The organism is Nocardia ignorata NBRC 108230 (assembly GCF_001612905.1).
Taxonomy (GTDB): Bacteria; Actinomycetota; Actinomycetes; order Mycobacteriales; family Mycobacteriaceae; genus Nocardia; species Nocardia ignorata.
The window spans coordinates 372,111-398,910 of record NZ_BDBI01000002.1; the positions used below are offsets into that span (position 1 = coordinate 372,111).

General features: G+C 70.1%; 1 protein-coding gene (running past one end of the window). It reads left to right on the plus strand.

Annotated elements, in window-relative coordinates; translation table 11 throughout:
- On the plus strand, nucleotides 1–26,800 hold the 5' portion of the coding sequence (locus NI2_RS02145) for a non-ribosomal peptide synthetase (protein ID WP_067485284.1). It continues 17,093 nt past the right edge of the window; 26,800 of the gene's 43,893 nt are visible here — the first part of the coding sequence; the start codon lies at nucleotides 1–3; its stop codon lies beyond the right edge, outside the window.

Genomic DNA, 26,800 nt, shown 5'->3' on the forward strand with positions numbered 1-26,800 from the left:
TTGGACCGGCTGGATTTCGGCGGAAACGGCGAAACTGGTGACGGACGTGGAGGCTCTTCGGAGTACTTCCCGCTCTCGCCCGCACAGCTGGGTATCTGGTACGCGCAGCACGTCGACCCGCTGGTGCCGATCAATATCGCCCAGTACGTCGACCTGCGTGGCCGCCTCGATGTGGCCGCGCTCGAGCGGGCGAGCGCCGGTGCCGCCACCGACCTCGAATCGGGCTGGCTGCGCATCGTCGAGATCGACGGCGAGCCGATGCAGACCATCGACCCCACCCAGGACGCGACGCTGATCTATGTCGATCTGCGTGGCGAGGCAGACCCGGAGGCCGCCGCCGCCGAGTGGATGCGCGCCGAGTACAGCCGCCCGCTCGACATCGTCGCCGACCGTCTGGTGCAGGCCGCCGCGCTGCAGCTCGAGGACGAGCGCTGGTACTGGTACGCCCGCGTCCACCACATCGTGCTCGACGGTTTCGGCGCCAACAACTTCGTCAACCGCACGGCACAGCTCTACACCGCCGAGGTCACCGGCATCCCGGCCCCGCCGAACAAGGCCGCCGATCTGCGCTCGCTCTACGAGTCCGAGATCGCCTACCGCGACAGCACCCGATTCCAGTCCGACAAGGAGCACTGGGCCCAGCGTGTGGCGGGCCTGGAAGAGGGCAGCAGCCTCACCGGTCGGTCGGCGCCGCCGTCGCCGGTCAACGACATCACGAGCGCCGCGCTGTCGCAGGACCAGGACGACCTGCTCGCCGCCGCCATCACCCGCCACGACAGCACCGCCGCCCCGCTGCTGATCGCCGGCTTCGCCGCCTACCTGGCCCAGATCACCGGCACCGAGGACGTCATCCTCAGCCTGCCGGTCACCGCCCGCACCACCGCGACCATGCGCCGCTCCGGTGGCGCGACCTCCAATATCGTGCCGCTGCGCCTGCGCGTCGGACACGACACCACCCTCGCCCAGCTGCTGCGTTCGGTCACCACCGAGGTGTCGGGCGCGCTGCGTCACCAGCGTTACCGGCACGAGGACATCCGCCGTGATTCGGCGGGCGACGGCATGGTCTCCACGGAGTTCTTCGGCCCGTGGGTCAACATCATGCTGTTCGACAACCAGCTGCGCTTCGGTGACATGGAGGGCACGCTCAACGTGCTGTCCACCGGCAGCATCGAAGACCTGGGCGTCAACTTCTACCAGTCGCACGGCGGCACCCGCTCCCACATCGACTTCGAGACCAACCCGAACCTGTATTCGGCCGAGGAAGCGCGCACCCACCACGCCCGCTTCCTCGAGTTCTTCGACCGTTTCCTCGCCGCCGACGCCGAACTGCGCGTGTGGGCGCTGCCCGTCACCGGCGCCGAGGAGCTGGAACGCTCGCTCACCGAGTGGAACGATTCCGCGCACGAGGTCCCCGCGACCACGCTGCCCGCCCTGCTCGACGCCCAGGTCCCGCGCACCCCCGACAACATCGCCCTGGACTTCGAGGGTGAAACGCTCACCTACGCCGAGTTCGCCGACCGGGTGAACCGGCTCGCGCGTTTCCTGATCGCCGACGGTGTCGGCCCGGAATCCCTCGTCGCCCTCGGCATGCGCCGCTCGCTGGAGCTGGTGATCGGCATGCACGCCGTGCTGCGCGCCGGTGGCGCGTACGTGCCGATCGACCCGGATCATCCGGCCGACCGCACCGCCTACATCCTCGAATCCGCGGCACCGGTCTGCGTGCTCACCACCAGCCGTGACGACCTCGACCTGCCCGCCGATGTCGCCCGGGTGGAGATCGATCGACTCGACACCACCGGTTTCGACGCCACACCTGTGTCCGATGCCGACCGGCTCGCCCCGCTGCGCCCGGACAACACGGCCTACGTCATCTACACCTCCGGTTCCACCGGCCGTCCCAAGGGCGTCGCGGTCACCCATCACGCGATCGTCAACCAAGAGCTGTGGATGCTCGACGAGTACCGGTTGACCGCCGACGACGTGTACCTGCAGAAGACCGCGACCACCTTCGACGTGTCGCTGTGGGGTTACTTCCTGCCGCTGATGGTCGGCGCCAAGCTGGTCATCGCCTCGCCCGACGGACACCGCGACCCGCTGTATGTCGCGGACATGATCGAACGCCACGGCGTCACCGTGACGGATTTCGTGCCGTCCATGCTCACCGTGTTCGTCTCCCATGCCACCGCCGCCCAATGCGAAAGTCTGCGTGCGGTTTTCGTGATCGGTGAGGCGCTGCCGCCGGAGACCGCCGCCGGTCTGCGCGCCATTTCCAGCGCGGGACTACACAACCTGTACGGTCCCACCGAGGCCGCCGTCTCCGTAACCTATTGGGAGGCAACCGAAGCCGACACCGTCACGGTGCCGATCGGTATCCCCGAATGGAATGTCGAAGTCTACGTGCTGGATTCGCGGCTGCGCCCGGCCGCGATCGGTGCACCGGGTGAGCTGTATCTGGCCGGTCGTCAGCTGGCCCGCTGCTACCGCGGCCGCCCCGACCTGACCTCGGACCGCTTCGTCGCCAACCCGGTCGGTGGCCCCGGCGAGCGCATGTACCGCACCGGTGACCTGGTGCGCTGGAACAGCGACGGCGTCCTCGAATACATCGGTCGCACCGACTTCCAGGTGAAGTTCCGTGGTCAGCGCATCGAACTCGGCGAGATCGAGACCGACCTGCTCGCGCACCCGAGCGTCAGCCAGGCGGCGGTGCTCGTGGTCGACACCGCGACCGGTCAGCAGCTGGTGGCCTACGTGGTGCCCGCGCCCGGTCAGTCCGCCGACCCGGCGACCCTGACCAGGTTCGTCGCCGAGAAGCTGCCGAGCTACATGGTGCCGGCGTCGATCATGGTGCTCGACGCGTTCCCGCTCAACACCAGCGGCAAGCTCGACCGCAAGGCCCTGCCCGAGCCGGTGTTCACCGCCGCCGCGGGCGATTTCCGTGCTCCGCGTACCGCGGCCGAGCAGATCGTGGCGGGCATCTTCGCCGATGTGCTGAGCCAGGAACGGGTCGGCGCCGACGACAATTTCTTCGAACTCGGTGGCAACTCGCTGGTCGCCACCCAGGTCGTGGCTCGCATCGGCGCCGCGTTCGGCATCCAGCTGGGCGTGCGCGCCCTGTTCGAGACCCCGACCGTCGCCGGCCTGGCCGCGCGGGCGGAAGCCGTTGCGCCCGCCGAGATCTCGTCTCGCCCGCCGCTGGTCGCCCAGGAGCATCCGGATCGGGTGCCGCTGTCGCTGGCTCAGCAGCGGATGTGGTTCATCAACCAGTTCGACCCCGCCGCGCCCACCTACAACCTGCCCTTCGTGGTGCAGATGAAGGGCCGTGTCGAGGTCGACGCGCTCATCGCGGCGCTCAATGACGTCGTGGTGCGTCAGGAGTCGCTGCGCACGATCTTCCCCGATGCCGACGGCGGCTTCCAGCGGGTACTCGGCGCCGACGAGTTCGACCTCGGCATCACCGTGTCCTCGATCGATCAGGCCGAGCTGCCCGCCGAGCTGGTCGACTTCGCTTCGAGGGGTTTCGATGTCACCCTCGAGCTACCGATCCGGGTGCGGATCTACCGGGTCACCGGCGGAACCACCAATGGCACACCGGAATACGCGGTCGCCTTCGTCGTCCACCACATCGCCGCCGACGGTTTCTCCTTCGGCCCGCTGGCCCGCGATGTCGCCACCGCCTACCTCGCCCGCGCGGCGGGGCTGGCCCCGGCGTGGGAACCGCTGCCGGTGCAGTACCGCGACTACACGCTGTGGCAGCGTGAGCTGCTCGGTTCGGAGTCGGACCCGGAGTCCATCGCGGCCCGTCAGATCGACTACTGGCGCCGGGCGCTGGACGGCCTGCCCGATCAGCTCGACCTGCCCGCCGACCGGATCCGCCCGCAGCAGCAGAGTTTCCGTGGCGCGCAGCTGGCCTTCGACATCGACCCCGACCTGCACGCGGACCTGATCGCCCTGGCCCGCGCCAAGGGCGTCACGCTGTTCATGGTGCTGCACGCCGCGCTCGCGGTGCTGCTGTCGCGGCTGTCCAACACCCGCGACATCGCGGTGGGCACCCCCATCGCCGGTCGTGGTGAGCAGGCGCTCGACGACCTGATCGGTATGTTCGTCAACACCCTGGTGCTGCGTTCCGACGTGGATCCCGGCCTGTCGTTCGCCGATTTCCTGGCCCGTACCCGCGACACCGACCTGGCCTCGTTCGGCAATGCCGATGTGCCGTTCGAGCGGCTCGTCGACGTACTCAACCCGACCCGCTCCCAGGCCCGCCACCCGCTGTTCCAGGTGATGCTGTCGTTCCAGGAGATGGCGCACGGCGAGCTGGAGCTGCCCGGTCTCACGGTCAGCGCCGACGAGCTCGAGGTCGCGATCGCCAAGTTCGACCTGCAGTGGACCATCACCGAACAGCACAGCAGCGGTGGTGCCCCGCAGGGCCTCGCGGCGGTCGCGCAGTTCGCGACCGATCTGTTCGACGCCGAGACCGTGCAGTCGTTCATCGACCGGCTGCTGTCGATCCTGCGCGCGATCACCGTCGACCCGTCGGTGGCCGTCGGTGACATCGATCTGCTCGGCGAGCAGGAACGTCTCGATGTGTCGCGCGAGTGGGTCGGTTTCGCCCCCGACGGTGGCACCGGGCAGTTCGCCGACCGGTCGACCACCCTGGTCGACCTGTTCGAGTCCGCTGTCGCGGCCCATCCGGACAATGTCGCGGCCCGCTACGGCACGGAGTCGCTGACCTACGCCGAGCTGGACTGCCGCGCGAATGCGTTGGCGCGCAAGCTGATCATCGACGGCGCGGGCCCGGAATCGTTGGTCGCGGTGATTCTGCCGCGTTCGCTGGATCTGGTCGTCGCCCTGCTCGCGGTGGTGAAGACCGGTGCCGGTTACGTGCCCGTCGACCCGACGTATCCGGCCGAGCGCATCGCCTACGTGCTCGAGGATTCGCGTCCGACCAGTGTGGTGATCGATGCCGACTCCGAGGTGGAGCTGGCCGACGACCTGCCCGTGCTGGTGCTCGGCGAGCTCGATGACGCCGACGGCGCGCCGATCACCGACGCCGACCGCCGCGCGCCGCTGTCGCCGGACAATGTCGCCTACGTCATCTACACCTCCGGCTCGACCGGTCGCCCCAAGGGCGTCGCCGTCGCGCACCGGAATGTGGTGCGACTGTTCGCGAACACCGATCGTGATTTCGGTTTCGGCCCCGACGATGTGTGGACGCTGTTCCACTCCTACGCCTTCGACTTCTCCGTCTGGGAGCTGTGGGGTCCGCTGCTCTTCGGCGGCACCGTGGTGGTCGTCGACTACTTCACCTCGCGCTCCCCGGAGCAGTTCCTGGACCTGCTGCGCACCGAGCGCGTGACGGTACTCAACCAGACCCCGTCGGCCTTCTATCAGCTGGCCGAGGCCGACCGCAATGTCGGTCCCGGCGTCGAGCCGCTGAGCCTGCGCTACGTGGTGTTCGGCGGTGAAGCGCTCGAGCTGCGTCGTCTGTCGGATTGGGTTGCTCGCCACGGTGATTCGTCGCCGACGCTGGTGAACATGTACGGCATCACCGAGACCACGGTGCACGTGTCGTACCGCGCGCTCGATGCCGAAACCATCGCCGCCGCTTCGGGTTCCATCGTCGGCCGCGCCATCGCCGGTCTGAGCGTGTATGTGCTCGACTCGCGTCTGCGCCCGGTGCCGGTGGGCGTCGCGGGTGAGATGTATGTCGCGGGACCGCAATTGGCGCGTGGCTACCTCGGCCGCCCGGACCTGACCGCCACCCGGTTCGTCGCTAGCCCGATGGGTGACGGCGAACGCCTCTACCGTTCCGGCGACCTCGCGCGCTGGAACCGTTTCGGCGAGCTCGAATACCTCGGCCGCGCCGACGACCAGGTGAAGGTGCGTGGTTTCCGCATCGAACTCGGCGAGATCGAAGCCGCTGTGCTGTCGCACCCGGAGATCGCCCAAGCCGCGGTCATCGTGCGCGAGGACCAGCCCGGTGGTCAGCGCATCGTCGCCTACGTCGTCGCCGAATCGCACAAGCTCGACCTCGACGAGGTCCGCCAGTTCGCCGCCGACCAGCTCCCGGCCTACATGGTCCCCTCGGCGTTCGTGCAGCTCGACGCCATCCCGCTGACCGTCAACGGCAAGCTGGACCGCCGTGCCCTGCCCGCCCCGGTCTTCGAGGTGCGCGAATTCCGTGCTCCCACAACGCCGATCGAGCAGATCATCGCGCAGGTCTTCGCCGACGTGCTCGATCTGCCGCGCATCGGCGTCGACGACGACTTCTTCGAACTCGGCGGCAACTCGCTGATCGCCACCCAGGTGGTCTCGCGCGTCGGCATCGCCCTCGATACCCGCGTTCCGGTGCGGATGCTGTTCGAGGCGTCCACCGTGGCCGCGCTGGCCGCGCGCGTGGAATCGCAGGCGGGCGACGGCGCCCACAAGGCCCTGGTGGCGCGCGAGCGGCCCGAGCAGGTGCCGCTGTCGCTGGCTCAGCAGCGCATGTGGTTCCTCAACCGCTTCGACACCGCCTCGGCGGTCAACAACATCCCGGTCGCCATCCGCCTGTCCGGCGACCTCGACGTGGCCGCCCTGCAGGTCGCCGTCATCGACGTCATCGACCGGCACGAGTCGCTGCGCACCGTCTTCCCCGACTCCGGCACCGGCCCGGTGCAGGTGGTCCTCGACGCCGCCCAGATCGTGCCCGACCTCACCCCGTACCGGGTCACCGAGGAAAACCTGATCGATCACCTGATCGACCTGGCCTCGATGGCCTTCGACGTGACCAGCGAAGTACCGCTGCACGCACGGCTTTTCGAGATCTCGGACTCCGAGTACGTGCTCGGCATGGTGGTGCACCACATCTCCGCCGACGGTTGGTCGATGGCGCCGCTCTCGCGCGACGTCATCATGGCCTACGCCGCGCGCACCTCCTGGGAGGCGCCGACCTGGGCCGAATTGCCGGTCCAGTACGCCGATTACGCGCTCTGGCAGCGCGAGGTGCTCGGCTCCGAGGACGACCCGACCTCGCTGATCTCCTCCGAGATCAACTACTGGAAGCGCGAACTCGCCGACCTGCCCGACGAGCTGGTGCTCCCCGCCGACCACCCGCGTCCGCCCGCCGCCAGCTACCGAGGCGGCACCTACAGCTTCGTGATCGCGGGCGAAACCCAGCGTGCCCTCATGGAATTGGGCCGCCGCTACAACGCCTCGCTGTTCATGGTGATGCACAGCGCCCTCGCGGTGCTGCTCGCGCGCTCGAGCGGATCGTCCGACATCGCCATCGGCACCCCGGTGGCCGGTCGTGGCGACCAGGCGCTCGACGATCTCGTCGGCATGTTCGTCAACACCCTGGTGCTGCGCACCGAGGTGGACGGCGCCACCGCCTTCGCGACCCTGCTCGACCAGGCCCGCGAGACCGACCTGCAGGCCTTCGCCCACGCCGACGTGCCGTTCGAGCGGCTCGTCGAGGTGCTCAACCCGGCCCGTTCGCAGGCACGGCACCCGCTGTTCCAGGTGATGCTGTCGTTCCAGAACACCAAGCAGGCCTCGCTGCAACTGCCCGGCCTGTCGGTGAGCGGTATCGACTACGACGCCCAGCTGGCCAAGTTCGACCTGCAGCTGACGCTGACCGAGGTGCAGGACACCGACGGTGAGGTCGGCGGCATGTCGGCCGAGTTCTCCTACGCGCTCGACCTGTTCGAGGAATCGACAGTCGCCGCGTTCGCCCGCCGCCTCGACAACATCTTCGCCGCGATCGTCGCCGACCCCGAGGTGCCGGTCGGCGACATCGACCTGCTCGCGCCCGAGGAGCACGCACAGGTCCTGGTCGACTGGAACGACACCGCGCACACGGTGCCGCACGCCACCCTGGTCTCGCTGTTCGACGCCCAGGTGGAGCGCACCCCCGACGCGGTCGCGCTGGTCTTCGAAGCCGAACAGCTCACCTACCGCGAGCTGCAGGAGCGCGCCAACCGCATCGCCCGCAGGCTGATCGCCGACGGTGTCGGCCCGGGTTCGCATGTGGCCCTTGCCATCCGGCGTTCCACCGAACTCGTCGTCGCCATGTACGCGGTGCTGCAGACGGGCGCGGCCTATGTGCCGCTCGACCCCGATCAGCCCGCCGACCGCATCGGCCACATCATCGAGACCGCGGAGCCGCAGCTGGTGCTCACCAGCCGTCGCGACGGTTTCGAGGCCGAGGGCGTCACCGTGCACGCCGTCGAGAACATCGAGGCGCCCGCCGACTTCAGCGGTGCCCCGATCACCGACGCCGAGCGGGTGCGTCCGCTGCGCGACAGCAACACCGCCTACGTGATCTTCACCTCCGGTTCGACCGGCCGCCCCAAGGGTGTCGCCGTCGACCACGCCGCGATCGTGAACCGGCTGCTGTGGATGCAGCACGAGTACCCGATCGACGACACCGACGCGGTGCTGCAGAAGACCCCCGCCACCTTCGACGTGTCGGTGTGGGAGTTCTTCTGGCCCCTGCAGGCCGGTGCGCGCCTGGTGGTCGCCAAGCCCGACGGTCACCGCGACCCGGTGTACCTGGCGCAGATCATCGCCGAACAGTCGATCACCACAGCGCATTTCGTGCCGTCGATGCTGTCGGTGTTCGTGTCGACCCTCGGCAACAACGGCAACGGCGACGCGGTGCGCATGCGTCAGGTGTTCGCCTCCGGTGAGGCGCTGCCCGCGCCCACCGCGCAGCGCCTGCGTGAGCTGACCGGTGCCCGCCTGCACAACCTGTACGGCCCCACCGAGGCCGCCGTCGACGTGACTTATCACGAGGTCGTCGACGCCGACGTGGAGTCGGTGCCGATCGGCCGTCCGGTGTGGAACACCAAGGTGTTCGTGCTGGATTCGCGCCTGCACCCCGTCGCCTCCGGTGTCGCGGGTGAGCTGTACCTGGCGGGCGATCAGCTCGCCGTCGGCTACCTCAACCGGGCCGACCTCACCGCCGACCGCTTCGTCGCCAACCCCTACGGTCCCGCCGGTTCGCGCATGTACCGCACCGGCGACCTGGTCACCTGGACCCGCGACGGTGAACTGAACTACCTGGGCCGCACCGACTTCCAGGTGAAGCTGCGCGGCCTGCGCATCGAACTCGGCGAGATCGAGGCGACGCTGCTGGCCCAGCCCGGCGTCGCGCAGTCGGTCGTCGTCGTCCGTGCCGACGCGCACGCAGGCGATCAGCTCGTGGGTTACGTGGTGCCCGAGCAGGGCTCGGCTCTCGATGTGGCCGCCGTCAAGGCCGGGCTCGCCGCCGAGCTGCCCGCCTACATGGTGCCCTCGGCGCTCGTCGTGCTCGAGGCGTTCCCGCTCAACGCCTCCGGCAAGCTCGATCGCAAGGCGCTGCCCGCGCCGGTGTTCGAGGCCAAGGTGTTCCGTGCGCCCTCGACGCCGATCGAGGAGATCGTCGCCGAGATCTTCGCCGACCTGCTCGGCGCCGAGCGCGTGGGCGTGGACGACGACTTCTTCGCCCTCGGCGGCAACTCGCTGGTCGCCACCCAGGTGGCGGCCCGCCTGAGCAAGGCGCTCGACGCCGAGGTCGGCGTGCGCACCCTGTTCGAGGCGCCGACCGTCGGCGCGCTCGCCGCGCGGGTGGAATCGCACGCGGGCAGCGGTCTGCGCGCCGAACTCACCGCGCGTCCGCGTCCGGAGTACCCGCCGCTGTCGCTGGCACAGCAGCGCATGTGGTTCCTCAACCGCTTCGACGCCGAGGACACCGGCACCTACAACATCCCGGTCGCGGTGCGCCTGCAGGGCCTGCTCGACTTCCCCGCGTTGCGTGGCGCGGTCGCCGACGTGATCGCCCGCCACGAGTCGCTGCGTACGGTCTTCCCGTCCCACGACGGCACCGCCTACCAGAAGGTGCTCGCCGCCGCGGCCGCCATTCCCGACGTGGAACTGGTCGAGGCCGACGAGACCGACATGGCGACCTCGCTCTACGAGTTCGCCCGTCGCGGCTTCGACGTCACCGCGAATCCGCCGGTGCGCCTTCGGGTCTACGAGCTGAGCGAACGCGAGCACGTGCTGGTGATGGTGGTCCACCACATCGCCTCCGACGGTTTCTCGCTGCGCCCGCTGGTGCGCGACCTGATGACCGCCTACGTCGCCCGCACCGCCAACGCCGAGCCCGGCTGGCCGCCGCTCGCCGTGCAGTACGTGGACTACGCGCTGTGGCAGCGCGAGGTCCTCGGCGACGAGAACGACCCCACCTCGCTGATCTCCGAGCAGCTCGACCACTGGCGCACCGCGCTGGCCGACCTGCCCGACGAGCTGCGCCTGGGCCACAAGTCGCGGCCCGCGCAGGCCAGCTACCAGGCGGGCACGCACCGCTTCGAGGTGCCGGGCGAACTCGTCGACGCCCTCAACCGCGTGGCGCACGAGCACAGCACCACTCTGTTCATGGTCGTGCACAGCGCGTTCGCCGTGCTGCTCGCGCGCCTGTCGGGCACCTCCGACATCGCCATCGGCACCCCGGTCGCCGGTCGTGGCCAGCAGGCACTCGACGACCTGGTCGGCATGTTCGTCAACACCCTGGTGCTGCGCGCCGAGGTGGACCCCGGCGTCACCTTCACCGAGCTGCTCGGCCAGGTGCGCGAGAACGATCTGGCCGCCTTCGCCCACGCCGACGTGCCGTTCGAGCGCCTCGTCGAGGTGCTCAACCCGGCCCGCTCGCAGTCGCGGCATCCGCTGTTCCAGGTGATGCTGTCGTTCCAGAACCTGGGCCGCACCACCCTGGAACTGCCCGGTCTGACCGTGTCGGAGCTGGGCATCGACCAGCACACCGCCAAGTTCGACCTGCAGCTCGCGCTGAGCGAGGTCCCGGCCGACGACGACAGCCACCTCGACGCCGAACTCGTCTACGCCACCGACCTGTTCGACGCCGCGTTCGCCGCCACCTTCGGCGCCCGCCTGCTGCGTGTGCTCGGTGCGATCGTGGCCGATCCGACCGCGCCCGTCGGCGACATCGAACTGCTCGACAATGCCGAGCGCGCGCTGGTGCTCGATCGGTGGAACGACACCGAGTTCGCGGTCGACGCGGCGCTGAGCACCCCGAGCGACGACGACCCGGCCACCCTCAACGCGCTGTTCGAGGCGCAGGTCGCGCGCACGCCCGACGCGACGGCTCTCACGTTCGAGGGGACGAGTCTGTCCTACGCCGAGTTCGCGGTCCGCGTGCGCAAGCTCGCCCGCTGGCTCAAGGACGCCGGTGTCGGCCCGGAATCGTATGTGGCCCTCGGCATGCGGCGCTCGATCGACCTGCTGGTCGGCATGTACGCCGTGTCCGCCGCCGGTGGCGCGTACGTGCCGCTGGATCCTGATCACCCGGCCGAGCGCATCGAGCACATCCTCGACACCGCCCAGCCGGTGTGCGTGCTGACGTCGGGGGAGAGCCTGCCCGCGGCCGCCGGTCGCGAGGTGCGCATCGATCGGCTCGACCTGTCCGGCCACTCGGCCGAGCCGGTCACCGACGCCGACCGGCATCGCCCGCTGCGCTCCGGCAACACCGCCTACGTCATCTTCACCTCCGGTTCGACCGGTCGCCCCAAGGGTGTCGCGGTGAGCCACGCGGCCATCGTCAACCGCCTGGTGTGGATGCACGCCGCCTACGGTCTGGCCGCCGACGACGTGGTGCTGCAGAAGACGCCCGCCACCTTCGACGTGTCGGTGTGGGAGTTCTTCTGGCCGCTGCAGGTCGGTGCGCGCCTGGTGGTCGCCAAGCCCGACGGGCATCGCGACCCGGCCTACCTGGCCCGGCTGATCGTGGCCGAGCAGGTCACCACGGTGCACTTCGTGCCGTCGATGATGGCCGTGTTCGTCACCGAACCGCTTGCCGCCGACTGTGTTTCGCTGCGCAATGTGTTCGCCTCCGGTGAGGCGCTGCCCGCGCCGACGGCGCAGCGCCTGCGCGAACTCACCGGTGCCGCGCTGCACAACCTGTACGGCCCCACCGAGGCCGCGGTCGACGTGACCTTCCACGAGGTCACCGAGGCCGACACCGATACCGTGCCGATCGGCGCGCCGGTGTTCAACACCCGTCTGTACGTGCTGGATTCGCGGCTGCGACCCGTTCCGGTCGGTGTCGCGGGTGAGCTGTATCTGGCGGGCGTGCAGCTGGCCCACGGCTACGTCGGTCGCCCCGACCTCACGATGGACCGCTTCGTCGCCGACCCGTTCACCCCGGGCGAGCGTATGTACCGCACCGGTGACCTCGTCACCTGGACGCCGGACGGCGAACTGGAATACCTGGGCCGCACCGACTTCCAGGTGAAGCTGCGTGGTCTGCGTATCGAACTCGGTGAGATCGAGTCCGCGCTCACCGCGCTGCCGCAGATCGCGCAGGCGGTCGTGGTGGTGCGCGCCGACGAGCACACCGGCGACCAGCTGGTCGCCTACGTGATCCCGGAGACCGGGCAGAGTGTCGACACCGACGCGACGAAGGCCGCCCTGTCGGCCGAACTGCCGGTGTACATGGTGCCCGCCGCGTTCATGGTGCTGAACGCCTTCCCGCTCAACGCTTCCGGCAAGCTCGACCGCAAGGCGCTGCCCGCCCCCGTGTTCGCCGCGCGGGTGTTCCAGGCGCCGGTCACCCCGGTGCAGCAGATCGTCGCCGCCACCTTCGCCGAGGTGCTCGGCGCGGGCCAGGTCGGTCTCGACGACGACTTCTTCGAACTCGGCGGCAACTCGCTGGTCGCCACCCGGGTCGCCGCGCGCCTGTCGGAGGCGCTCGACGCCCAGGTGCCGCTGCGCGCGCTGTTCGAGGCGCCGACCGTCGCCGCGCTCGCGGCCCGTGTGGAAACCGCGTCCGGCCGGGGCTCGCGCGTGCCGCTCGCACCGCGTCCGCGCCCCGAGCTGGTCCCGCTGTCGCAGGCCCAGCAGCGCATGTGGTTCCTCAACCGCTTCGACAACCGCACCGCCGTCAACAACATTCCGATCGCCGTCCGGCTCACCGGTGAACTCGACACGGCCGCACTGGAATCCGCCATCGCCGACGTGATGGCCCGGCACGAGTCGCTGCGCACCTTCTACCCTGAGATCGAGGGTGCGGGCTACCAGCAGATCCTGCCCGTCGACGAGGTCCGTTTCGCGCTGCCTGCCCAGCCGGTCGCCGCCGAGGATGTCGTCGCCCGCGTGGTCGAGCTGGCGAGCGTGCAGTTCGATGTCACCCGCGAGGTGCCGTTCCGCGCGAGCCTGCTGCGCATCGATGAGCGCACGCATGTCGCCGTCCTGGTGATGCACCACATCAGCGGCGACGGTTTCTCGCTGCGTCCGCTGCTGCGTGACGTGGTGGTCGCTTACACCGAACGCGCTCGCGGTGAGGTGCCCGCGTGGGCGCCCCTCGAGGTGCAGTACGCCGACTACACGCTGTGGCAGCGTGAGGTGCTCGGCGAGGAGTCCGATCCCGATTCGGTCGCCGCGGGTCAGCTCGCCTACTGGACCGAGCAGCTGCGGGACCTGCCCGACCAGATCGAACTGCCCGCCGACCGGCCGCGTCCCGAGATCGCGACCAATGCCGGTGACCTGTACCGGTTCTCGATCGACGCCGAGCTGCATCGCGCGCTCACCGAGATCGCCCGTGCCCGTGGCGTCACCCTGTTCATGGTGATGCACGCGGCCCTGGCCACCTGGGCCGCGAGACTGTCCAACAGCACCGACATCGCCATCGGCACCCCGATCGCCGGCCGTGGCGAGCGTTCGCTCGACGACCTGGTCGGCATGTTCGTCAACACCCTGGTGCTGCGCAGCGAGGTCGACCTCGGCGGGCGCTTCGGCGACCTGCTCGAGCAGGTCCGCAAGGTCGACCTGTCGGCCTTCGCCAACGCCGACGTGCCGTTCGAACGGCTCGTCGAGGTGCTCAGCCCCACCCGCTCGCAGGCGCACCACCCGCTGTTCCAGGTGGCGCTCACCTTCGAGGCGGCCACCGCCGCCGACACCGGCACCGTCGCGCTGCCGGGTCTCGACCTCGACGTGGTCGATTTCGACCCGGGCACAGCGAAGTTCGACGTGCAGCTCACCGTCGGGGAGGCCGCCGACGGCTCGCTCGCCATGTCCTGGAACTACGCCACCGATCTGTTCGACGCCGAGACCGTCGCCGCCTTCGGCGACCGCCTGGTCCGCATCCTGCGCACGGTGGCCGAGAACCCGGACGTGATCGTCGGTGACATCGACCTGCTCGGTGAGGCCGAACAGCGCGATGTCGCCCAGCGCTGGGTGTCCTCGGGCGCCGACGCCATCGCCCTGCCCGTGGTGCACGATGCCAGCACCCCCGCCGGCTACCGGCGCGGGCTGTTCGGCAACCGGCACACCACCCTCGTCGACCTGTTCGACGCGGCCGCGGCCGCCTACCCGGACCGGATCGCCGCCAAGTTCGGCGTCGAATCGCTCACCTACGCCGAACTCGACCGGCGCGCGAATGTGCTGGCGCGCAGGCTGATCGACGACGGTGCTGGTCCGGAGTCGCTGGTCGCGGTGATCCTGCCGCGTTCGCTGGATCTGGTCGTCGCCCTGCTCGCGGTGGTGAAGACCGGTGCCGGTTACGTGCCGGTCGATCCGACCTACCCGGCCGAGCGCATCGCCTACGTGCTCGAGGATTCGCGCCCGACCAGCGTCGTGCTCGACTCCACCGTTCAGGTGACGGTGCCCGCGCACCTGCCCTCGGTGGTCCTCGACGGGTTCGCCGTGGAGACCGGCAATGTGGAGGACGCCGACGACGCGCCCATCACCGATGCCGATCGCCTCGCGCCGCTGTCGCCGGACAATGTCGCCTACGTCATCTACACCTCCGGCTCGACCGGCCGCCCCAAGGGCGTCGCCGTCGCGCACCGGAATGTGGTGCGGCTGTTCGCCAATACCGATCGCGACTTCGGCTTCGGCCCGCGCGACGTGTGGACGCTGTTCCACTCCTACGCCTTCGACTTCTCCGTCTGGGAGCTGTGGGGTCCGCTGCTGTTCGGCGGCTCGCTGATCGTCGTGGACTACTACACCTCGCGTTCGCCCGAGCAGTTCCTGGAACTGCTGCGGGTGGAGCAGGTGACGGTGCTCAACCAGACGCCGTCGGCGTTCTATCAGCTCGCCGAGGCCGACCGGAACGCCGGACCGGGCCTCGATCCGCTCGCCCTGCGCTACGTGGTGTTCGGCGGTGAGGCGCTCGAGTTGCGCCGCCTGTCGGATTGGGTTGCCCGCCACGGCGATTCGTCGCCGACGCTGGTGAACATGTACGGCATCACCGAGACCACGGTGCACGTGTCGTTCCGCGCGCTTGACGCGAAGACCATCGCGGCGGCGGCCGGTTCGGTCGTCGGCCGGGCCATCGCGGGCCTGAGTGTGTTCGTGCTCGACTCGCGTCTGCGCCCGGTGCCGGTGGGTGTCGCGGGTGAGATGTATGTCGCGGGACCGCAATTGGCGCGCGGTTACCTGGGCCGCCCCGATCTGACCGCCACTCGCTTCGTCGCCAACCCCCTCGCGGGCCCGAACCAGGCCGGTTCGCGGCTGTACCGTTCCGGCGACCTCGCGCGCTGGAACCGTTTCGGCGAACTCGAATACCTCGGCCGCGCCGACGACCAGGTGAAGGTGCGTGGTTTCCGCATCGAGCTCGGTGAGATCGAAGCCGCCGTGCTCGCTCAGCCCGGCATCGCGCAGGCGGCGGTCATCGTGCGTGAGGACACCCCCGGTGACCAGCGCATCGTCGCCTACGTGGTCGCCGACGCCGACATCGAGCCTGATCTCGACACCGTGCGTACCGGTGCCGCCGAACAGCTGCCCGCCTATATGGTTCCGGCCGCGCTCGTGCGGCTCGAGTGGATCCCACTCACCGTCAACGGCAAACTCGACCGCCGCGCCCTGCCCGCCCCGGCCGTGCAGGCGCGTGCCTTCCGCGCCCCGGTCACCCCGGTGCAGGAAACCGTGGCCGCGGTGTTCGCCGACGTGCTCGGCCTGGACCGGGTCGGCGTCGACGACGACTTCTTCGACCTCGGCGGCAACTCGCTGATCGCCACCCGCGTCGTCGCCCGCATCGGCGCCGCGCTCGGTGCGACGGTGCCCGTGCGTGCCCTGTTCGAGGCGTCGACCGTGGAAGCCCTCGCGGCCCGGGTGGAATCGCACACCGGCGGCACCGCCCGCGCGGCGCTCGTCGCCCGCGAACGCACCGACGGCGAACTGATCCCGCTGTCGTTCGCCCAGCAGCGGATGTGGTTCCTCAACAAGTACGACACCACCTCCTCGGCCTACAACCTGCCCGTCGCGATCCGCCTCACCGGCGACCTCGACGTCGAGGCGCTGTCGCTCGCGCTGGCCGACCTCGTGCGCAGGCACGAATCGCTGCGCACCCGCTACCCCGAGCACGGCGGCACCCCGGTGCAGCAAGTCGTAGCGGCCGAACGCATTTCGCTGGATCTGCGCCCGGTGACCGTCGCCGCCGACCAGCTTTTCGAGACCGTCACCGAGTTCGTCTCCACCGGATTCGATGTGGCGGAAGAAGTTCCGTTGCGCGCCCGGCTGTTCCGCGTCGATGAGCACGAGCACGTGCTTGTCGTGGTGGTCCACCACATCGCCGCCGACGGTTTCTCCATCGCCCCGCTGACCCGCGACGTGATGCTGGCCTACACCGCTCGCGCCCAGGGCACCGCGCCCGGCTGGGCGCCGCTGCCGGTGCAGTACGCCGACTTCGCCGTCTGGCAGCGCGCCGTCCTCGGCACCGAGGACGACGCCGATTCGCTGATGGCTCGTCAGGTGTCCTACTGGCAGCGTCAGCTCGCCGGTGTCCCCGACGAACTGACCCTGCCCTTCGACCGTCCGCGTCCGGCGGTCGCCTCGCTGCGCGGCGCTTCGGTGCACCGCGAGCTCTCGCCCGAGCTGATCGCCCGCCTCGACGAGGTGGCCCGCCGGCAGGGTGCCTCGCTGTTCATGGTCATGCACACCGCGCTCGCGGTGCTGCTGGCCCGACTGTCCGGTTCCGACGACATCGCCATCGGCACCCCCATCGCCGGCCGTGGTGAGCAGGCCCTCGACGACCTAGTCGGCATGTTCGTCAACACCCTGGTGCTGCGCACCGGTGTGCGCCCCGGTGAGTCGTTCACCGACCTGCTCGAGCAGGCCCGCAAGACCGACCTCGACGCCTACGGCAATGCCGACGTGCCGTTCGAGCGCCTGGTCGAACTGCTCGCACCCGAGCGGTCGCAGGCCCGCAACCCGCTGTTCCAGGTGATGCTGGCCTTCCAGAACCTGGACCGCACCACCCTGGAACTGCCCGGTCTCGCCGTGTCGGCGCTCGATCTCGACGAGAGCGTCGCCCGCTTCGACCTCCAGTTCACCCTGTCCGAGCTGGGCGAACCCGGCCACGGCGGGATGGCGCTGGCGCTGAACTACGCCACCGAACTGTTCGACGAGGCGACGGTCGACACCATCGCGACCCGCTGGGAGCGTGTGCTCGAGGCCGTGGCCGCCGACGCCTCGGTGACCATCGGCGCGATCGACGTGCTCGACGCCGCCGAACGGGCCGACCTGGTGTTCCGCGTCGGCGCACCGCCGGTGCCCGCCCGCACCCTGCGCAGCCTGCTCGCCGACGCCGCCGCGGCAAACCCGACCGGCGATGCCGTCGTGTTCAAGGGGACGACTCTGTCCTACGCCGAACTCGACGAACGTTCGAACCGCTTGGCGCGCTTGCTGATCGCCGAAGGCATCGGCGCCGAAGATCTCGTCGCCGTCGCCGTTCCGCGTTCGGCCGACTCGGTGTTCGCCGCCTGGGCCGTCGCCAAGACCGGTGCCGCGTTCGTCCCGGTCGACCCGACCTACCCGGCCGACCGCATCGCGCACATGATCACCGACTCCGGTTCGCCGTTCGGCCTCACCGTCGCCTCCGTGCGTGACGGGCTGCCCGAATCCGCGCGCTGGCTGGTGCTCGAGGATCTCGATCTGGCGTCCTACGACGGGTCGGCGATCGCCGACGACGAGCTGGTCCGGGCAACCACGCCAGAACAGCCCGCCTACGTCATCTACACCTCCGGTTCCACCGGTGTGCCCAAGGGTGTCGTGGTCACCCACGCCGGTCTCGCCAACTTCGGCGAGGAGCAGGCGCAGCGCTACCACCTCGATTCGTCCACGCGCGCACTGCATTTCGCCTCGCCCTCGTTCGACGCGTCGATCCTGGAACTGCTGCTCGCCCTGGCGCGCGGTGGTGCGCTGGTGGTCGTCCCGCCGGGTGTGTACGGCGGTGACGAACTGTCCGAACTGATCCGCGCCGAGCGGGTCACCCACGCCTTCATCACCCCCGCCGCCCTGGCGACCTTCGACCCGAGCGGCCTGGATTCGCTGCGGGTGCTGGTCGCCGGTGGTGAGGCGGTGCCCGCCGATCTGGTGTCGAAGTGGGCGGTTCCGTTGGCGGACGGCACAATCCGTGCCTTCCACAACGGCTACGGTCCGACCGAGACCACGATCATGACGAACATCAGCGATGCGCTGGTGCCGGGTGAACTGGTCACCATCGGTGGACCCACGCGCGGCATGCGCTCGCTGATCCTGGACGCCCAGCTCCAGCCCGTTCCGGTGGGTGTCGCGGGTGAGCTGTACCTGTCGGGCATCCAGCTGGCGCGCGGCTACCACGCCCGCCCCGGCCTGACCGCCGACCGGTTCGTCGCCGACCCGTTCGTCCCCGGCGAGCGGATGTACCGCACCGGTGACGTCGTGCGCTGGACGCCGGAACGCACCGTCGAGTACGTCGGCCGCTCCGACTTCCAGGTGAAGATCCGCGGTTTCCGTATCGAACTGGGCGAGATCGACTCCGCCCTCGCCTCGCACGACACGGTCGACTTCGCCGTCACCCTCGGCCACAAGAGCACCGCGGGCGCCGTCTCGCTGGTGTCGTATGTCGTTGCCGCGCCGGGCCGTTCGATCGACGTGGCCGCGCTCACCGCGCACGTCGAGGAACGCCTGCCCGCCTACATGGTTCCGTCGTCGATCATGGTGATCGACCGGGTGCCGCTCACCCCGGTCGGCAAGCTCGACCGCAAGGCCCTGCCGGAGCCGGTGTTCGCCACCGAGGTCTCCTTCCGGGCCGCGCGCACCCCGATCGAGCAGACCATCGCCGAGGTGTTCGCCGAGGTCCTCGGCGTGGAGCGCGTCGGTGTGGACGACTCGTTCTTCGCCCTGGGCGGTGACTCGATCGTCTCCATCCAGCTCGTCTCCCGGGCCAAGGCTCGCGGCGTGCTGTTCACCCCGCGCCAGGTGTTCGAGCAGCGCACCGTCGCCGGTCTGGCCTCGGTCGCCGAAACCGCCGATGTGGCAGCGGCTTCCGCCGTGACCCTGGCGGAGCTGCCCGGCGGTGGCGTCGGTGAGATGCCGTTGACCCCGGTGGTGCGGTTCATGGCCGAGCGGTCGGGTTCGTTCGACCGGTTCAACCAGACCATGGCCCTCGAGCTGCCCGTCGGCATCGACCGGACGGGGATCGCGGCAACCGTCGGCGCGGTCGTCGACCGCCACGACATGCTGCGCTCGCGGCTGCACCAGGTCGGCGGCCGCTGGGTCGTCACCACCGCCCCCGCGGGCAGCGTGGACGCCGACACCCTGATCGACCACACCACCTTCGACCCGAACGTCTCCGACGCCGAACTGTTCGAGATCGCTTCGGCCGCACTCGATGCGAGCCTGGATCGGCTCGATCCCGCCGCCGGTGTCGTCGTGCGCTTCGTGTGGCTGGAGCCCACCGAGCCGGTGACCCCGACCATCTCGCTGCCCGGCACCGCAGCGGCGGCGCAGGGGTCCGGCGAGGTCGCGTCCGCGAGCTCGTCCGCCGATACCGAGAGCAAGTCGGCGCGCCGGGCCGGACGACTGATCGTGGTGGCTCACCACCTCGTCGTCGACGGTGTGTCGTGGCGAATCCTGGTGCCCGACTTCGTCTCTGCCTGGGGTCAGCTGTCCTCGGGCCGGCAACCGGAGCTGGTCGCCCCCGCCACGTCCATGCGCGCCTGGGCGCACGCCCTGGCCGACGAGGCACGCGACCCCGACCGCCTCGCCGAACTCGACTTCTGGCGTGAGGTCGTCGAAACGCCCGACCCGCTGCTCACCGAGCGGCCGATGAACCCGGCCGTCGACGTCTCCGGTGTGATCGAGAAGCTGCCGGTGGAGGTGTCCGCCGAGGTCACCAAGGCCCTGCTCACCACCGTGCCCGCCCTGTTCCACGGCGGCGTGAACGACGGTCTGCTCACCGCGCTCGCGCTGGCCGCCGCCAAGTGGCGCACCCGTCGCGTCCCCGGCAAGTCGGACGACGCGAACGACGCCCTGCTGGTGCGCCTGGAAGGCCACGGCCGCGAGGAAGAAGTCGCGCCCGGTGCCGACCTGTCCCGCACGGTCGGCTGGTTCACCGCGATCTTCCCGGTGCGCCTCGACCTGACCGGCATCGATCTCGACGCCGCCCTGGCCGGTGGTCCGGCGATCGGCCAGGCCGTGAAGGCGGTCAAGGAACAGCTGCTCTCGGTGCCCGACAAGGGCATCGGGTACGGCCTGCTGCGGTACATGAACGCCGACACCGCCGCCGAGCTGCCCACCGAGCTGCCCGGCCAGATCAGCTTCAACTACCTCGGCCGGGTCGCCGACAGCGATGTCCCCGACGCGCTGCGCGGTTTCGGCTGGATCCCGGCCGCGGAGCTGGCCTCCCTCGGCGGCGCCTACGACGCCGACATGCCCGCCATGGCACCGCTCGATGTCAACGCGATCGTCGTCGGCGACAAGCTCAGCGCCAATATCGGTTACCCGAGCACCCTGCTCGGCGAGGCCGAGGTCCGCGAATTCGCCGACCTGTGGGTCACCGCGCTGGAAGCCGTTGCCCGGCATGCCAATTCCGCCGACGCGGGCGGCCACACGCCGTCCGACTTCGCGCTCGTGCGCGCCACCCAGCGCGATATCGACGTCTGGGAGCGCCGCTACCCCGAGCTGACCCAGGTGTGGCCGCTGGCCGCACTGCAGGCCGGCCTGTTCTTCCACGCCCGCCTCGCCGCGAGCTCGGTCGACGTCTACACCGCCCAGGCGGTGCTCACGCTCACCGGTCATGTCGACGCCACCCGTCTGCGTGCCGCCGCCCAGGCCCTGCTCGACCGGCACGAGACGCTGCGCACCGCGTTCGTCACCGATCACGACGGCAACGCCGTGCAGATCGTCCTCGACAACGCCCGTGTGGTCTGGGCCGAACACGACCGCACCGAAACCGGCGAGTTCGCCGACCTCGTCGAGGCCGACCGCAACGCCCGCTTCGACCTGGCCGAGCCGCCGCTCATCCGCTTCACCCTGATCCAGGTGGGCGAGCACGAATGGCGTTTCGTGGTGGCCAACCACCACATCCTGCTCGACGGCTGGTCGATGCCGCTGGTGATGCGCGACCTGCTCGCGCTCTACGCCCTGCACGGTGACGCGAGCGCGCTGCCCGCCGTCCGCTCCTACCGTCACTTCCTGGAATGGGTTGCCCAGCAGGATCATTCGGCCTCCGTGGCCGTCTGGTCCGATGCGCTGCGCGGGGTCACCGAGCCCACGCTGCTCGCCCGCCCGGACGCGAGCCGCGAGATCACCGCCCTGTCGGACGAGTACCTGTTCGATCTGGACGAGATCACCACCGGCCGCCTGGTCGCGCTGGCCGCCGACCTCGGCGTCACCCCGAACACGGTGCTGCAGGTGGCGTGGTCGATCGTGCTCGGCCGGATGACCGGTCGCGACGACGTGCTGTTCGGCACCACGGTGTCCGGTCGTCCCGCGCAGCTGTCGGGCGTGGAGTCGATGGTCGGCCTGTTCATCAACACCGTGCCGGTGCGCGTCCGCTTCGGCGCCGCCGAATCGGTGCGCGACGTGCTGACCCGCACCCAGGGCGAGCAGGCCGACCTGCTCGACCACCACTACATCGGCCTGGCCGAGATCCAGTCGGCCGCCGGTGTCGGTGGCCTGTTCGACTCGCTGGTGGTCTTCGAGTCCTACCCGGTCGACGCCGAGGGCATCAAGGCCCAGGCCGCCGACATCGACGGCATGGCCGTCACCGGCTTGGACGCGGCAGACGCCACCCACTACCCGCTCTCGCTGATCGCCCAGCTCGACACCCAGCTGCGCATCCGCGCCGGCTACCTGAGCGACCTGTTCGATGCCGCGACCGTGCACCGCATCGCCGAGCGCCTGATCCGGGTGCTCACCGCGATCACCGCCGAACCGACGGTGGCCGTGGGCGATATCGAACTGCTCGACGCCGCCGAACGCGCACTCGTCGTGCACGAGTGGAACGCCACCGCGCACGAGGTGGATCAGCGCGCCACCCTGGTCTCGATGTTCGAGGAGCAGCTGGCCCGCACCCCGCAGGCCACCGCCCTCACCTTCGAGGGGACGAGTCTGTCCTACGCCGAGTTCGCGGCACAGGTGTACCGCCTGGCCCGTTGGCTCGTGGACCGTGGTGTCGGCCCGGAAACCTCTGTGGCCCTCGGCATGCGCCGCTCGCTCGACCTGGTCGTCGGCATGTACGCGGTGAGCATGGCCGGTGGCGCCTATGTGCCGCTCGACCCCGATCACCCGGCCGAGCGCACGGAATACATTCTGGCGACGGCGGATCCGGTGTGTGTGCTCACCTCGGGCACCGATCTGGAGATCGACACCGCGCAGGTCCGCATCGACCTGCTCGACCTGTCCGGCTACGCCGACACCCGCCTCACCGACGCCGAACGCACCTCCCCGCTGCGTCCGTCGAACACCGCGTACGTGATCTTCACGTCGGGTTCGACGGGTCGTCCGAAGGGTGTTGCCGTCAGCCACGGCGCGATCGTCAACCGCCTGGTGTGGATGCAGGCGCAGTACGGCCTGACCGAGGCCGATGTCGTCCTGCAGAAGACGCCCGCCACGTTCGACGTGTCGGTGTGGGAGTTCTTCTGGCCTTTGCAGATCGGTGCGCGCTTGGTCGTCGCCAAGCCCGACGGTCATCGTGACCCGGCCTACCTGGCCGAGATCATCGCGGCCGAGGGTATCACCGTCACCCACTTCGTGCCGTCGATGCTCGCGGTGTTCGTCGCGGATGCCGCTGCCGCGCAGTGTGATTCGCTGCGCATGGTGTTCGCCTCCGGTGAGGCGCTGCCGCCGAAGCCCGCGCACCGCCTGCGCGAACTCACCGGTGCGGCGCTGCACAACCTGTACGGCCCCACCGAGGCCGCGGTCGACGTCACCTTCCACGAGGTCGTCGACACCGACACCGACACCGTGCCGATCGGCGCCCCGGTGTTCAACACCGAGGTCTACGTCCTCGACGCGCGCCTGCGGCCCGTCCCGGTCGGTGTCGCGGGTGAGCTCTACCTCGCGGGCACCCAGCTGGCCCGCGGCTATGTCGCCCGCCCCGACCTCACCGCCGACCGCTTCGTCGCGAATCCGTTCGGTGCGAACGGCGAGCGCATGTACCGCACCGGTGACCTCGTCACCTGGACCGAGCAGGGCGAGCTGGAGTACCTGGGCCGCACCGACTTCCAGGTGAAGCTGCGCGGTCTGCGCATCGAGCTCGGCGAGATCGAGTCCGCGCTCACCGGCCTCGACGAGGTCGCCCAGTCGGTGGTGGTGGTCCGCAGCGACCAGCACACCGGCGACCAGCTGGTTGCCTACGTCATCCCCGCCGTCGGCCGTGCGGTCGACATCGAGGACGCGCGCGAGGAACTGGGCAACAACCTGCCCGCCTACATGGTGCCGTCGGTGATCATCGTCCTCGACGAGTTCCCGCTCAACGCTTCCGGCAAGCTCGACCGCAAGGCCCTGCCCGCCCCGGTGTTCGAGGCCGCGGTGTTCCGCGCGCCGACCACCCCGGTCGAGGAGATCGTCGCCGCCACCTTCGCCGGTGTGCTCGGCCTGGACCGGGTCGGCCTCGACGACGACTTCTTCGCCCTCGGCGGCAACTCGCTGACCGCCACCCAGGTCGCCGCGCGCCTGTCGGCCGCCCTGGAATCCGATATCGGCGTGCGCGAACTGTTCGAGGCGTCCACGGTCGCCGCGCTGGCCGCGCGGGCCGAGACGCATTCCGGTGACGAGCGGCGCGCCCCGCTGGTCCCGCAGCAGCGCCCCGCGCGGGTGCCGCTGTCGCTGGCCCAGCAGCGCATGTGGTTCCTCAACCGCTTCGACCCCGAGTCGGCCGTCGACAACATCCCCGCCGCCGTTCGCCTGTCCGGTCTGCTCGACCGCCAGGCGCTGCAGGTGGCCGTCGCCGACGTGCTGGCCCGCCACGAGTCGCTGCGCACCTACTACCCGGAGGCCGACGGCGCCGCCCATCAGGTGATCGTCGCGACCGGCAAGGTCATCCCCGACCTCGCCCCGATCGAGACCACCGAAGCCGAACTGCCGCAGCGTCTTTCGCAGCTGGTGCTGACCGCGTTCGACGTCACCGCCGAGGTGCCGTTCCGCGCCGCGCTGTTCGAGGTGAGCCCCACCGAACACGTGCTCGCCCTCGTCGTGCACCACATCTCGGCCGACGGCTTCTCCATGGGCCCGCTCACCCGCGACGTGATGACCGCCTACAGCGCCCGCGTGGAAGGCGCCGAACCGGCCTGGCGACCCCTCGAGGTCCAGTACGCCGACTTCGCGCTCTGGCAGCGCGGGGTGCTCGGCGACGAGGACGACGCCGCGTCGGTGATCACCAAGCAGATCTCGTTCTGGAGCGAGCACCTGCGCGGCCTGCCCGAGCAGCTCGACCTGCCCGCCGACCGGCCGCGCCCGGCCGTCGCCAGCGGTCGCGGCGCCACCCACACCTTCGAGATCGACGCCCGCACCCACGCGGCGCTCGCCGAGCTGGCCCGCACCCGTGGCGTGACCCTGTTCATGGTCACGCACGCGGCCCTGGCCCTGCTGCTCTCGCGACTGTCCGGTGAGTCCGACATCGCCATCGGCACGCCCATCGCGGGCCGTGGCGAACGCGCCCTCGACGACCTGATCGGCATGTTCGTCAACACCCTCGTGCTGCGCACCGAGGTCGACGGCGCGGCGAGCTTCAGCGAGCTGCTCGCCCAGGTCCGCACCAGTGACATCGCGTCGTTCGGCCACGCCGATCTGCCGTTCGAGCGGTTGGTCGAGATCCTCAACCCGGCCCGCTCGCAGGCGCGCCACCCGCTGTTCCAGGTGATGCTGGCCTTCCAGAACACCGGCCAGACCAGCCTCGAACTGCCCGGCCTCACCGCCAGCGGTGTCGACCTGCCGATCGACGTCGCCAAGTTCGACCTGCAGGTGGTGCTCACCGAGAAGCCCGGTGACACCGCAGGCATGGTCGCCGAGCTGATCTACGCGACCGATCTGTTCGACGCGTCGACCATGCACCGCTTCGGCGCCCGCTTCACCCGCCTGCTCAATGCCATCGCGGCCACCCCGAACCGCGCCGTGGGCGACATCCCGCTGCTGGATGCCGCCGAGGTACAACTGGCCGTTCGCGGCTGGAACGACACCGCGCGCGAGCTGCCCGGCGCGGGCACCCTCGTCGACGAGTTCGCCCGCCAGGCCACGGCCACCCCGAACGCGGTCGCCCTCATCGACCCGGCCACCGGCGAAACCCTCACCTACGCCGAATCCGCCTCGCGCGTACACCGTTTGGCGCACCGCCTGATCGAGGCCGGTGTCGGCCCGGAGAAGCTGGTCGCCCTCGGCCTGCGCCGCAGCATCGACCTGGTCGTCGCGGCGTACGCGGTGCAGGAGGCAGGCGGCGGTTACGTCCCGCTCGACTTGGACCAGCCCGCCGACCGCATCGCCTACGTGCTCGAAACGGCGAACCCGGTAGTCGTGCTGACCACGAGCCGCGACGGTTTCGCCGTCGACGAGCCGACCACACTGGTCATCGACGCGATCGACCTGTCCGCCTACTCCGACACCCCGGTCACCGATGCCGAGCGCATCGCACCGCTGCGCCCGCAGCACCCGGCCTACGTCATCTTCACCTCCGGTTCCACCGGTCGCCCGAAGGGTGTGGCGGTGCCGCACTCGGCGGTGGTGAACCAGATCCGTTGGATCACCGCGGAATACGGCATCGGTGCCGACGACGTGGTGCTGTTCAAGACGCCCGCCACCTTCGACGTGTCGGTGTGGGAGCTGTTCGGCCCGCTGAGCACCGGTGGCAGCTTGGTCGTCGCGAGCCCCGACGGGCACCGCGACCCGCGGTACCTCGCCGATGTCATTGCAGCGCAACGGGTCACGATGACCTCGTTCGTCCCGTCGATGCTCACCGTCTTCGCGGGCAGCATCGATGCGGCTGCGGTGGAGGGCGGAGCTCTGTCCTCACTGCGCGCCCTGCTGATCGCCGGTGAGGCCTTCACCGGTGACGCCGTGGCCGCGCTGCGGCGGGTGAGCGACGCCGAACTGTTCAACCTGTACGGCCCGACCGAGTTCACCGTGCACGCCACGCACGGCCCGGTCGCCGACCAGGTCGACGGCGCCGTCCCGATCGGCGCGCCGGTCTGGAACGCCGAGGCCTACGTGCTCGACGCCCGCCTGCACCCGGTCCCGGCCGGGGTCGCGGGTGAGCTGTACCTGGCCGGCTCCCAGCTGGCGCGCGGCTACTTCGGCCGCCCCGACCTCACCGCCGACCGCTTCGTCGCCGACCCGTTCGGTGACGACGGCACCCGCATGTACCGCACGGGAGACCTGGTGCGCCGCGACGAGCACGGTGTGATCACCTACCTCGGCCGCACCGACTTCCAGGTGAAGCTGCGCGGTCTGCGCATCGAGCTCGGCGAGATCGAGGCCGCGCTCACCGCGCACACCACCGTCGGCCAGGCCGTGGTGATCGTGCGTTCGGATGCCCGCACCGGCGATCAGCTCGTCGGCTACGTGGTGCCCTCGG